Source organism: Dethiosulfatarculus sandiegensis (assembly GCF_000931935.2).
In the GTDB taxonomy this organism is placed as follows: Bacteria; Desulfobacterota; Desulfarculia; order Desulfarculales; family Desulfarculaceae; genus Dethiosulfatarculus; species Dethiosulfatarculus sandiegensis.
The window spans coordinates 36,206-48,471 of record NZ_AZAC01000015.1 but is presented as its reverse complement, the minus strand read 5'-3'; the positions used below and the strand labels follow the sequence as shown (position 1 = coordinate 48,471).

Annotated in this window: 11 protein-coding genes; 1 reads left to right on the top strand and 10 read right to left on the bottom strand. The window is 55.4% G+C overall.

The window, feature by feature from the left end:
- Positions 1-66 precede the first annotated feature (66 nt).
- Positions 67-699: a signal peptidase I gene (gene lepB / locus X474_RS12095; RefSeq protein ID WP_044349199.1), complete on the top strand. Its 633-nt coding sequence runs from the start codon at positions 67-69 to the stop codon at positions 697-699.
- 102 nt (positions 700-801) lie between these two features.
- On the opposite strand, the gene X474_RS12090 is transcribed toward lepB, so the two are convergent.
- The 10 genes from X474_RS12090 to X474_RS12045 all read right to left on the bottom strand — a co-directional run bounded on the left by X474_RS12090 (position 802) and on the right by X474_RS12045 (position 12,186).
- A complete protein-coding gene (locus X474_RS12090; protein ID WP_044349197.1) occupies positions 802-2,019 on the bottom strand; it encodes an amidohydrolase family protein in 1,218 nt (405 codons plus the stop codon).
- 3 nt (positions 2,020-2,022) lie between these two features.
- Entirely contained in the window at positions 2,023-2,400 is a 378-nt protein-coding gene (locus tag X474_RS12085) for a zinc ribbon domain-containing protein (RefSeq protein WP_052515139.1), read from the bottom strand.
- Between the two features lie 107 nt (positions 2,401-2,507).
- Positions 2,508-3,335 (bottom strand): tRNA (adenine-N1)-methyltransferase, encoded by an 828-nt coding sequence (locus tag X474_RS12080; RefSeq protein ID WP_044349195.1) that lies wholly within the window; start codon positions 3,333-3,335, stop codon positions 2,508-2,510.
- Positions 3,336-3,710: 375 nt separating this feature from the next.
- Positions 3,711-5,042, bottom strand: coding sequence for a glutamine synthetase family protein (locus X474_RS12075; protein WP_044349193.1), 1,332 nt, complete (start codon positions 5,040-5,042; stop codon positions 3,711-3,713).
- A gap of 286 nt (positions 5,043-5,328) precedes the next feature.
- Positions 5,329-6,891, bottom strand: a complete 1,563-nt coding sequence (nifA, locus tag X474_RS12070; protein ID WP_044349279.1) for a nif-specific transcriptional activator NifA — start codon at positions 6,889-6,891, stop codon at positions 5,329-5,331.
- A gap of 108 nt (positions 6,892-6,999) precedes the next feature.
- Positions 7,000-7,728: a GltB/FmdC/FwdC-like GXGXG domain-containing protein gene (locus tag X474_RS12065; protein WP_044349191.1), complete on the bottom strand. Its 729-nt coding sequence runs from the start codon at positions 7,726-7,728 to the stop codon at positions 7,000-7,002.
- The gene (locus tag X474_RS12060) at positions 7,725-9,014 is read right to left on the bottom strand and encodes an NAD(P)/FAD-dependent oxidoreductase (RefSeq protein ID WP_044349189.1); all 1,290 of its coding nucleotides are present in this window, start codon (positions 9,012-9,014) and stop codon (positions 7,725-7,727) included. Before X474_RS12060 ends, X474_RS12065 begins: the two co-directional genes overlap by 4 nt.
- The gene (locus tag X474_RS12055; RefSeq protein WP_044349187.1) at positions 9,007-9,450 is read right to left on the bottom strand and encodes a 4Fe-4S dicluster domain-containing protein; all 444 of its coding nucleotides are present in this window, start codon (positions 9,448-9,450) and stop codon (positions 9,007-9,009) included. Before X474_RS12055 ends, X474_RS12060 begins: the two co-directional genes overlap by 8 nt.
- A gap of 4 nt (positions 9,451-9,454) precedes the next feature.
- Positions 9,455-10,969, bottom strand: coding sequence for a glutamate synthase-related protein (locus tag X474_RS12050; RefSeq protein ID WP_044349185.1), 1,515 nt, complete (start codon positions 10,967-10,969; stop codon positions 9,455-9,457).
- A complete protein-coding gene (locus X474_RS12045; protein WP_082464324.1) occupies positions 10,966-12,186 on the bottom strand; it encodes a class II glutamine amidotransferase in 1,221 nt (406 codons plus the stop codon). The genes X474_RS12050 and X474_RS12045 overlap by 4 nt, the downstream gene beginning before the upstream one ends.
- Positions 12,187-12,266: the final 80 nt, after the last annotated feature.

Here is a 12,266-nt window from a genome sequence, read left to right as displayed (position 1 = left end):
GCCTCTGGATGGGTATGATTTCGCCCAGTGTTTTATTATTGACCAACTTTTTTCAGGAGAGACCCCATGTTCAACCGGCGCAAGGATAAGCCCAAAAAGCCGGCCTGGCGCGAATACCTGGAAGCCATTTTATGGGCTGTGGTCCTGGCGCTTCTCATCCGCACCTGGGGTGTGCAAGCCTTTAAGATACCTTCAGGTTCCATGATCCCCACCTTGCTTATCGGAGACCACCTCCTGGTGAGCAAGTCTTCCTATGGCTTTAAAAACCCCTTTACCGACAAGGTTCTCATCCCCATGGGAGAGCCGCAAAGGGGGGATGTGGTGGTTTTCCGCTTCCCCGAGGACAAGGACAAGGACTTTATCAAACGCATCATGGGCCTGCCCGGCGAGATAGTCCAGGTCAAGGGCAAAACGGTTTACATAAACGGCAAGCCCGTCAAAGACCCCTGGGGCCATTTCACAGACCGCACCATCAATCCCACCAGGGATGATTTCGGCCCGGTAAAGGTGCCTCAGAACAAATACTTTGTAATGGGTGACAACCGGGACCAGTCTTATGACTCCCGCTTTTGGTTCAATCGCAGAGGCGGGTTTGTGCCCAAGGAAGACATCCTGGGCAAGGCCTTTATTATCTACTGGTCCTGGGAAGGCCACACCTTTGGGGTTCGCCTCGGGCGCGTAGGAGATCTGATAAACTGATCGGGCGTTAAAACGCTTTTCAGAACCAAAGCGAACGCAACAAAAAAAGAGCCCTGCATTTAGCGAGCGGGGCTCTTTTTTCAGCAGATCGATTCTCTCTTCTTAAACAGGCAATTTCCCGCCCACCGCCTGAGGCGGGCCTTCATGCTCTCCCCAAACAAGAGCCTTAAGCACCTCGTCTCTGGCCAGGCCCTTGGAAAGGGGCACAAAGGCCATCTCCCCGACCTTGCCCGGGGCAAGGCTGCCAAAGTGGTCAGCCAGACCCAGGGCCCTGGCTCCGCCCAGGGTGGCCATGGTCAAAACACTCTCCGGCTTGAGGCCGGGGTAATACTGCATAAGGCTTTTCATCTCAGACCACAGGCAAAGATCCGGGGTGGAGCTAAGGGAATCCGTTCCCAGGGCCAGGTTAACCCCGGCCTCAAGCAAGGCCGGGACCAGGGCCATGCTCCCGGTCAGGCCCAGGTTTGAGCGGGGGCAGACGCACAAGGACGCGCCGGTTGAGGCCAGGTTCTTTATCTCCTCCCGATTGAGCTGCACTCCGTGAACCAAAAGGGTGTTTTTATCCAAAAGCCCCAGGCTCAAGACATGGGTCAGGGGAGTTGGGCTCTTTATCTCCAGATCCTCCCTGATCACTCCTCTTTGCAGTAAAAAGGCATCCATGCGCTCACCCAAAGGCCCATTGCCCGACAGGTACTGGGTCTCTGCCTCAGACTCGGCCAGATGGATGGCAAAGGGGGTTGAACCGGCCTTGGATTTAAGGCGTCTGAGCCGGGAGGCGGGCACGGAATAGGGGGAATGGGCCGCCACCGCCTGAGCGCTTACGAGATTTCCGTTCCAGGATAAATCAGGCCGGGGCGGTTCGGCCTTGGTGCTGCCCAAGGCCTCGAAAAAGCTAACCTGGGAAAGGCCGGCCTGCCTGAAGATCTCCTGCACCCGCCCGGTGTTGGTTATATCCCCCACCAGGGCCACCCCGTTTTGGGCCATGAAACAAGCGGCCTCGTAAGCCGCTTCCAGTATTGCCTCGGGTCCATGGTTGGGGCGCAGGTTGACCAGGCTCTCCATCCAGCCCACAAAATCACCTTGAGGGGGGATCATGCCTGCCATAAAGGAGAGCTCCAAATGGCAATGGGCATTGACCAGGCCGGGGAGCAGAATTCCCTCTCCCAGATCCAGCCTCGGCACTCCGGGCTCAGGCTCCCTGACAAGCCCCTTTACGCGGCCTTTTTCCAAAGAAACCCAAAGCCCTGATTCCAAAGCCCCTGGTCCTGGCCAAGTCCATTTGGCCTTAAAAGCCAGGGTGTCGGCTTGTCTTTGGCCCAATTGCTATACCTTTCGTCCGCATTTGGGGCAGTATTCAAATTCGTTTTGCAAGCTTGTGCCGCAGTTGGGGCATTTCGGCAGGCCGCCCTGGCCGGGCCGGGCTCCCAGGCGCTCTCCATCCGGGCTGAAAACACCCCCGCAACGTTCGCACTCCAGAAAAACATCCCCTTTTTTAAGGGGGATCACTGGAATAAAAAACAAACTCAAATAATTATCCAGCCTTTTTAAACGGGCGGACGGCAGCCCGCAGACCGGGCAGGTCCTGGGGTTGTCATCCAGCTTGGTTTTTTTGGGTTGAACCCCGCCTATGAAAATGAAGACCCTTGCTCCCGGCCTTTTCAGGCCTTGCCGTTTTACGGTGCTTGTCCCTAAAAGGCTCAAGGCGTCGGCCCTATCTGCCGATGCCCTTCGAAATAACCGGGTGCGCCATGATGCACCCGGCAGGCTGTATGCAGACAGCCTGCCAATTTTCGCGGTTTTATACTGTTTTACTCCGCCTGGTCCTGGGACTCAAGCTTGCGCCAGCGCCTGCGGCAGGTGATGATAAAACCGGTGTGGGCCTTCATGGTGTGGGCAGGCCGGACTGAAGGCAGTTTGACATGCCAGTGCCTTTGCAGCAGCTCAAAACTGTCCACCAGGCAAAAATCCGGCGTGCCGTTCATGGCCTCCATGATCTTGGTCATCTGGGTCACAGTCGGCACATATACCGTCCACACCCCGCCCGGCTTCAACGCCTTGGCCGCAACCTCCAGGATCTCCCAGGGCTCGGGTATGTCGGTTATGATCCTCTCAACCTTGTATTGGTCCAACACCCCTTCGGAAGGGTTGCCCCAGACCGGGGTCCAGCTCTCCAGATAAGACTCGCCCAGATACTTCACTATGTTTTTTTTGGTACGGTTTAAATGGTCGCGCCTTAAGTCACAGGTGACTAAGCTTCCGGTGGGGCCCAGACAGCGCAAAAGGCTCATGGTCATAGCCCCGTGGCCACAACCCACCTCCAGAACCGACTGCCCGGCAAAAACATCACCCCACATAAGTATGGCCCCGATGTCCTTGGGATAAATAATCTGGGCCTGCCGGGGCATGTTAAAAACAACCTCGCGCATGGTGGGTTTGAATACCAGATAACGCCTGCCGATGGGGGATATCAAAAGGTCTCCGTCGTGCAGCTCCATCACCCTTTCGTAAGGTATGTACTCGTCTCTGAGCTTCAGCTTCTTATCCGGCAGAGGGGCAAGTTCCAAATACTGGCGGTCCCTTTGGTCCACCAGGAAAATGGGATCGCCGGGCGCGAAATCACCGGTGGGCGTGGACATGGCAACTCCTTTTTAAGACGGGCATTATTTTTGCCCCTTTATCCCGAGAACCGGCAAGAGCGGCAAGCCAAGTCCCTTTACCGGTCAGATACGCCTGATCCGCCTATGACGGCCAAGTCGAATATTCCTGATTAAAGGAACGTATTTTAGCGCATCCGGCTGGTTTTGGCATGCCAAAGCGGTCGGCGTGAGAATTCGAAAACAAATAGGTAAAAAAGGAAGGATGGTTTAAGGGCGGCAAAATAAGCGAACCATGAGCGCGCCCAAATGCCGCCCTTCTTACGGCGGGTGTTTTAAACCGGTTTAAAAAAAACCGGCCGCCCTTTTTAAAAAAGAGCGACCGGTCAGCAGGCAACGAAACGCTGTTAAGATCGATTAGAGAATCGGCAGGTATCGGTCAAGCTCAAACTGGGAGACATGCACCCGATACTGGTCCCACTCAACCCTTTTATTGTTGATGAACTGGTTGAATACGTGGTCACCCAAGCATTCTTTCACCAATTCGCTCTGAGCGGTAACTTCAATAGCTTCTCCCAGGCTGCCGGGCAGGGAGGTAATGCCTCTCTCGTCCCTCATCTGGGTGTTCATTTCAAAGATGTCGTCTTCCACCGGATCCGGCATCTCATAACCCTCTTTAAGACCCTTCAGGCCGGCGGCCAGCATGGCGGCAAAGGCCAGGTAGGGGTTGCAGGCCGGGTCCGGGCAACGGAACTCGCAACGGGTGGCCTTTTCCTTACCAGGCTTGTACATGGGCACCCTAACCAGGCTGGAGCGGTTGCGGCGGGCCCAGGCCACATAGACCGGAGCTTCGTAACCGGGAACCAGGCGCTTATAGGAGTTCACCCACTGGGCCACCAGGGAGGTGATCTCCGGGGCGTGCTTCAACAGGCCCGCGATATAAGACTTGCCCTCTTTGGAGAGGTTGTACATGTCATTGCCGTCGAAAAAGACGTTTTTATCACCGTTGAACAGGGACTGGTGCACGTGCATGCCGCTGCCGTTTTCCCCGAAGATGGGTTTGGGCATAAAGGTGGCATAGACACCGTGCTGCATGGCCACTTCCTTGACCGTCAAGCGGTAGGTCATGGCCGCGTCAGCCATCTGCAGGGCGTCTTTAAACCGCAGGTCGATTTCGTGCTGACTGGGGGCCACCTCGTGGTGGCTGTATTCCACGTCGATTCCCATGGATTCCAGGGCAAAAATGGTGTCCCGCCTCAGGTCGCTGGCCACATCCAGGGGAGTCAAGTCAAAATATCCGCCCTGGTCCAGGGGCTCGGTGGACTTGGAATCCTTGAAATAGAAATACTCCAATTCGGGACCCACATACATGGTGTAACCCATGTCGGCGGCCTTTTGCAGATTGCGCCTCAGCACCCAGCGGGGGTCTCCGGCATAAGGCTTGCCGTCCGGAGTCTGGACATCTGTGAACATGCGGGCCACCCCACCGCTTTCCTTGGTCCTCCAAGGCAGCATGGTAAAGGTGGAGGGATCGGGCATGGCGATCATATCGCTCTCTTCAATGCGGCAGAAGCCTTCAATGGAAGAGCCGTCAAATCCCATACCCTCTTCAAGGGCAGTCTCCAACTCAGACGGAGTTACGGCAAAGCTCTTGAGCACGCCCAGGATGTCCGTGAACCATAAACGCACGAACTTGATGTTGTTGTCCCTAACCGCCTTGAGGACTGCCTCTTTGTCCATGGCCGGCATATCTGGTTACCTCCTTAAAAAATCCGTATTTAAAAATCTGCCGCGCCGACAGGGTCTGGTTTTCTTATCCCTGCCAAGCGCGGAATTCGTTATCCCAATCATTTAGCCCAAAAACAAAGCAAGCTGCGTGCCAAAACAGATCAAATATTCTATCTACTTATTTTTATTAGGCAAACACTAAAAATATCCTAGTGTTTCCTATCTGAATACAAACTACCAACAGGTAGGAAAGGGTACCTCTTTCATACCAAAAGGTAGGAAACAAACATATCTGAAACAGTGTGATTCAGGCCTTTGCCTTGAAGCGTTTGGGGTCTATTCCATAGGATTTCACCCTGAGGCCCATCAGCCTTTCGCTGATGCCCAGGGCCCTGGCCGCCCTGGCCCGGTTGCCTTTTGAGTTTTTAAGGGCCTCTATAATCAACTCCCGTTCCAGGGATTTAAGGGTTTCCGGCAAGGTTCCCTTGAAAACCGTACCGCTGGACTCTGCGGTCTGCAAGGTGGGGGGTAAATTATGACCGTGTATTACTTCATTATCACTTAATAAAACGGCACGCTCAATACAATTCTCCAGCTCCCTGACATTACCTGGCCAATGGTAGCTCATGAGCATGTCAATGGCGGGCGTGGAGATGCGTTTGATCCTCTTGTGGCTCATCTGGCTGTATTTTTCGGCAAAGGCGTTGGCCAGAAGCAGAATATCCGTTGAGCGGTCCCGCAGAGGCGGTACATGGATGGGAAAGACATTGAGCCTGTAGTAGAGATCCTGGCGAAAAGAGCCGCTTTTTATCAGGCTTTCCAGGTCGCGGTTAGTGGCGGCCAGAACCCTTACATCGCATTTCAAGGTCTGGTTTCCGCCGACCCTTTCAAACTCCCTTTCCTGCAAGACCCTTAAGAGCTTCACCTGGGTGGTGGGAGAAAGATCGCCTATTTCGTCGAGAAAAATGGTGCCCCCGTGGGCTATCTCAAAGCGCCCTTTTCTCTGGTTCAAGGCTCCGGTAAAGGCCCCTTTTTCATGGCCGAAAAGTTCACTCTCAATCACGGTTTCGGGCAGGGCCGCGCAGTTCACTTTAACAAAGGGCATCTTGGCCCGCATGCTGTTGTAATGAATGGCGCTGGCCACCAGCTCCTTGCCGGTGCCGCTCTCGCCTCTGATCAAGACAGTGGTGTTGCTCTGGCTCACCTGAAAAATCATGTCATAGACATTTTGCATGGCCTTGGAAGAACCTATTATATTGGAAGGCCGAAAACGGTCCTTAAGGCTGTTTTGCAACCTTTTGTTTTCTTCCCTGAGCTGTTCCTGCTCTTCCAGGGCCTGTTGGCGCATGCGAACCGACTGGGCGATCATGTGGGCAATCACCGAAAGCAGTCTCAAATCTTCCTGTAAAGACTCGTGGCTGGTGAAAAGCCGGTCCGCACTCAAAGAGCCCACCACTTCATCGGCGATCTTGATCGGCACACAGATAAAGGAGATGTCTTTTTTAAGGCCGTGCCTGGCCCCGGTGCGGTCCAAAAACTGGGGATGCTGATGAATATGGGGGATAACAGCCGGCTTACCGGTCTGAACCACCTGGCCGGTGACCCCCTCGCCCAGGCGGTAACGTCCCTTTTGGCGCTGCTTGGCACTCATGCCGTGGGCCGCTTCGATCATAATCTCGCCTGTATCGCGGTTGAACAGGGTTATGGTGCCCCGCAACAACCCCATATGCTCAGCCATGGCGTCGGAGATGGAATCCATGACCTGGCCCAGATCCATGCTGTGATCCAGGGTCTGGCTTATCTCAAACAAAAGCGAGAGTTCATACACCTCCCGCCTGACCTTCGGCTGCTCAATGGACTTTTCAGACATCTTGCCTTTCATCACCTTTTTCAAACAGGATTAACATGTACGTGCAGCAATCCTACCATATGGTAAGATTGCTGCACAAATATTCAAAAAAATTAATTTTTTAGAAAATCAATAAGCGTATAGATTGCCGTAGGGTCTGGCGCTCTTGGGGTAGAGTTTGGTGAACTCCTGCTTTTTAAGCGGTCTCTCCTTAAGCCCCAGATCCTTGGTGAACTCCTGATAAAGCTTTTCCACAAAAGACCATTCTTCAAGGCTTAGGGGAGCGAACCCCACTTCAGCCCCCACCTGATAATCCTCCACCTTGCCCCGGACATAGATCATTCCGCCGTGCATGCCGGTGCCGGTGAAGCTGCCGACCGGGCTTGTCAGGTCGTTCAGATTAAAGACCACCAAAACCCCGCCGGCCATATATTCGCCAAGATAATCCTGGGCCCCTCCGCCAATAGCCACCACGGGAAAACGGTCGTGAAAGGCCTTCATATGAATGCCGGCCCTGTAGCCCACATCGCCTTTTACGAACAACTTGCCCCCGCGCATGGCATAGCCCACAATATCACCGGCCACGCCGTGGATCACCACCTTGCCTTGGTTCATGGTGTTTCCCACAGCGTCCTGAGCGTTTCCCAGTACGTTTATCCTGGCCCCGTTCATAAAACAGGCCAGATCATTTCCCGGCACCCCCTTGATAACCAGCTCCACCCCTTCGGGCAAACCGGTGCCGATATAGCGCTGGCCCTTTACATTAACCAGCTCAAGGTATTTGGCGCCACCATCCACGGCCTGGTGGATAAGTTCATTAACCTTTTTGTAGTAGACTCCCTGGGCATCAATGATCATAGGTACACCCCCTTGCCCGCGGCCACCTGGGCCCTGTAATCAAAGGGTAAATTGATCACCCCGAAATCATCGCCCATGAGTTTTTTCTTCAACCCGCCGATCTTGACCCGGCCCTTGATCAGCCCGGTCATGATTCCGGCCCTCTCTATGTCGCCGGTCATGATAAAGCCCACCAGCCGGTCGTCTTTGAAGACTATCTTTTTATAGGCGCCGGTCCTTTTGTTCTTTTTGGTGAGCACCTCATAGTCCTCACCTTCGGGGGAGGTGATACCCGCGCTGATGGTGGGCAACCCGCAGATCTCCACCGAGTTCATGGCCAGGCTGCCCTCATAGGTCATCTCGTGCCCCGCCATGTTGGAACCGGCTATCAGGCCCTGCCTGTAGGCCAAAGGCCAGATCGGCACCGCCCTTTTCTCTCCGCTCAGCATCTCCATGGCCTGGGCCACGTCTCCTGCGGCAAAGATATCCTTTTCGCTGGTCCTCAAATAATCATCGACCAAAATTCCGCGGTCAACCTTAAGCCCGGCCGACATGGCCAGGGTGGTGTCGGGCTGAACCCCGATAGCCAAAAGCACCAGGCCGCACTCTATTTTTTCACCGCCGGTCACCGTAACCCCGCTGACCTTGCCCCTTCTGCTGTGAATCGCCTCAACGGTCGAGGTGCACAAAAGATCCACGCCTTTTTTCTCCAAGGCCCCGGCCACCAGATCTGAGGCGGTCTGATCCAGGGTGATGCTGAGCACCCTTTCGGCCAGCTCAAGCACTGTGGTCTTGATGCCCAGGGCGGTGAGGGCCTCAACCGATTTCAAGCCGATCAATCCGCCGCCCAGCACCACAGCATCGCGCACCTGGTATTTATCTATGTATTCCTTGATCCTGCGGGCATCCTGCCAGGAGGTGAAGGTAAAGACTCCACCGGTTTCCACGCCTTTTAAGTTCGGCGGGACCACGGGCTTGCCGCCGGTGGCCAGAAGCAGGCGGTCATACAAAACCTCCTGACCGTCACTGGTTTTCACCACCTTCCTGTCCGGCAAAACCTCTGTCACCAAAGTGCCGAGAAGGGCCTGAACCCGGCTCTTGCGGTAGAAATCCAGGGGCCGGTAGTACATGCGTTTTTCATCTACTTTTCCGGCCAAAAGATAACTGATCAAGGGGCGCGAGTAGGTATGCTCCGGTTCCTTGGCAATAATGGTCACAGAGCCCCGGGGATCATATTGACGTATGCCGGCCACCGCCCCTACTGCGGCGGCCGAGTTTCCCACCAGTACATAAGAAGTATTACTCATCGTCACCCTCGATATATAAGGCTTCATTGGGACAGGCCTCCACACAGGCCGGAGTGCCGGTCTCAATACAAAGGTCGCAGCCCGCCACCACATGGTGAGCCGGGTTGGTGCGCAGAGCCCCGTTGGGGCAGACCATTATGCACATCCAGCAGCCCACGCAGCGGTCAGCGTCGTGGGTTATGCGCCCGGTCTCCGGGTCCAGGGCTATGGCTCCGGTCATGCAGGCCTCCAGGCAGTAGGCGTCTTCACAGTGCCTGCACTGTACGGCAAAGCTCACCGGCCCGGAGGTCTCCACGGTTATCCTGGGCACAACCTTGCCCCTTTCCGTACGAAAGGCCTTGATTATGTCTTTGGATTTGGAATGGCTCACCAGGCAATGCACCTCGCAGAGCCTACAGTTCATGCAATATTCTTCCTTGGCGACTATGCGTCTCATGGCTCTACTCCCCGGCGGCCTTGATGCCTAAGATATCAAGCTCCCGGTCGGTCATGTTTATGCCCCGCAAATGATCCCGGTTGCCGCGTAGACTCTCAACGGCGTTGATGCCCATGCCGCCCATCATCTCCATGATCTCGTGCGACCAGCCCCTCACCAGGTTCACCAGTTGCCTGGTGCCGATCTCGGGGTTAAGGCGGCGGGTGAGGTAAGGATCCTGGGTGGCTATACCCCAGTTGCACTTTCCGGTGTAGCATTTCTGGCACATGTGACAGCCCAGGGCGATAAGGGCCGAAGTGCCGATATAAACCGCGTCTGCCCCCAGGGCTATGGCCTTAACCACATCAGCCGAACACCTGAAACCGCCGGCGGCCACCAATGAGGCCTGGTTTCTTATCCCTTCCTTGCGCAGGCGGTCGTCCACTGCCGCCAGGGCGAACTCAATGGGAATGCCCACATTGTTCCTGATCATGGTCGGCGCGGCGCCGGTGCCGCCCTTGTAACCGTCAATGGCCACAATATCCGCACCTGCCCGCACAATACCGCTGGCAATAGCCGCCACGTTATGAACCGCGGCCACCTTGACCGAGACCGGCTTTTCATAACGGGTGGCTTCTTTCAAGGAATAGATAAGCTGCCTTAAGTCCTCAATGGAATAAATATCGTGATGGGGTGCGGGCGACAGGGCGTCGGTCCCCTTGGGAATCATGCGGGTCTGGCTTATCTTTTCATCCACCTTTTCCCCGGGCAGGTGGCCGCCGATGCCCGGCTTTGCCCCCTGGCCTATCTTGATTTCCACCGCGGAGGCGCTGTTCAGATACTCGGCGTCCACGCCAAAGCGCCCGGAGGCCACCTGCACAATTATGTTCTTGCCGTGGGAGCGCAGCTCCAAAGGCAGGCCGCCCTCTCCGGTGTTCATGTAAATGCCGCATTCGTCCGCCGCATGAACCAGAGACGTAAAGGCATTGTAGCTGATGGCCCCGTAGCTCATGGCGCTGAAGATAAGCGGAGTCTTAAGGGTCAGCTGAGGCGCCAGCTCAGTGGTCAGGCCGGGGGAATCTTCATCAAAATTCACCTCCACCTTGTCCGGTTTGCGCCCCAGATGGGTCAAAAGCTCCATGGGCTCACGCAGAGGGTCGATGGAAGGGTTGGTCACCTGGCTGGCATTGAGCAGAATCTTGTCCCAGTAGACCGGATGAGGCTGATCATTGCCCATGGCAGCCAGAAGCACGCCTCCGGTCTGGGCTTGGCGATAGATGTTCTGGACCACCTCAGAGGTCCAATTGGCCTTGGGCGCAAAGTTGGGAGGAGACTTGACCACCTCGAGCGCGCCGGTGGGACAGAGGGTGACACAGCGCTGACAGCCCACGCAGGATTCCTCATGCACCCGCACCGCTTCTATCTCTTCATCATATTCATGGCACATGTTTGCGCACTGGCGCACACAGACCTGGCATTGTATGCATCTGGCCGGATCACGGTTGATCTTAAACTCCGGCCTTACCAATTTCATGCTCAACTGAGACCTCCTTCACTGGCCGGCAAACCTCCTTGGGAAGGCTGGGAATCAACCACCGGCATCATCTTGGTCATGGCCTCCAGCCGGGCCGCGCCCTTTTCCCCCAATATGCGCTTGGGATCTTTCAGCCTGCCGATCACCGGCACACCCGCGGTGGCGTGCCACACCGTCTCCGGGCCGTCGCAAATTTCGTGAATAGCCCCTTCCTCGCTGGCGATATAGAGCATGTCACCCTTTCTGGCAGCCACCATGGGGCGCAGCTTGGTGCGGTCGTTAAAACCCACCATCCCCCCGCTGAAGCCCACCAAAACCGCAAAGGGGCCGTTCAACAGGGCGCCGCCGTACACCATGCGCAGTCCGGAGATCAGCTTATGGCGTTTTTTGTCCATGCGGTCCACCTGGGACCAAAAAGGCGGGGCCATGGCCAGACAGGCCGTCTCCAGGGGGAGGTCGTGCCTGCGCACCAACAGGTCAAAGAGATAGGCCACCACCTCTGTATCTGTCTGCAGGGTGCATTTGTAACCGAAATTGGCCAGATAGCGTTTATTGATGCCGTAGGAGGAAATTTCTCCATTGTGCACCACTGTCCAATCCAACAGGGAAAAGGGATGGGCCCCGCCCCACCATCCGGTGGTGTTGGTGGGGAAACGGTTGTGGGCGGTCCAGCTGTATCCCTCATATTCATCCAATCGGAAAAACTCGCCGATATCTTCGGGATAGCCTACGCCTTTAAAGACCCCCATATTCCTGCCGCTGGAGAACACAAATCCGCCGGTGACGTTTTGGTTGATGCGCATGACCATGTCCACCATGGCCTCATCCTCATCATCGGTATTAAATCGGTTAAGAACCTCGGGTTTTATATCCACAAAATAACGATGCAGAATCGGCCTGGTCTGTATCTTGGGATGGGGCTTGGTGGGGATGGACTCATCCCCAAACACGGTGCACCAGTTTGAGATTATGGATTCAGTTTCTTTTTTGGACTTAATATCGTCCAGCATCAGGTGAACCGCATAATGATCCCGCATCTGGGGATAGACGCCATAGGCGGCAATTCCGCCGCCTAAGCCGTTGCCCCGGTCATGCATATTGGCGATGGAGCGTATAATGAATTCGCCGGAAAAGCGCTCCCCCGCCTCGCTCATAACGCCTGAAATGCCACAGCCGCTTATATCCTTGAAATCGGGTATTAGTTTTTTATGCCTTTTGAGCATCAGGCTCGTCTCCCTTCAAGCGGTTAAAAAACCGCAAGCCCTTTCGGCCTGTCCCGCATTCATAACCGAGGCCTTGTTTT

What these genes read in the sequence shown, in the direction of transcription:
- X474_RS12080 (WP_044349195.1), bottom strand. Translation starts at nt 3,335, where the DNA reads ATGTCCACGCCCACCGGTGATTTCGCGCCCGGCGATCCCATTTTCCTG.
- X474_RS12055 (WP_044349187.1), bottom strand. Translation starts at nt 9,450, where the DNA reads ATGAGACGCATAGTCGCCAAGGAAGAATATTGCATGAACTGTAGGCTC.
- X474_RS12060 (WP_044349189.1), bottom strand. Translation starts at nt 9,014, where the DNA reads ATGAGTAATACTTCTTATGTACTGGTGGGAAACTCGGCCGCCGCAGTA.
- X474_RS12075 (WP_044349193.1), bottom strand. Translation starts at nt 5,042, where the DNA reads ATGCCGGCCATGGACAAAGAGGCAGTCCTCAAGGCGGTTAGGGACAAC.
- X474_RS12065 (WP_044349191.1), bottom strand. Translation starts at nt 7,728, where the DNA reads ATGATCATTGATGCCCAGGGAGTCTACTACAAAAAGGTTAATGAACTT.
- nifA (WP_044349279.1), bottom strand. Translation starts at nt 6,891, where the DNA reads ATGTCTGAAAAGTCCATTGAGCAGCCGAAGGTCAGGCGGGAGGTGTAT.
- X474_RS12045 (WP_082464324.1), bottom strand. Translation starts at nt 12,186, where the DNA reads ATGCTCAAAAGGCATAAAAAACTAATACCCGATTTCAAGGATATAAGC.
- lepB (WP_044349199.1), top strand. Translation starts at nt 67, where the DNA reads ATGTTCAACCGGCGCAAGGATAAGCCCAAAAAGCCGGCCTGGCGCGAA.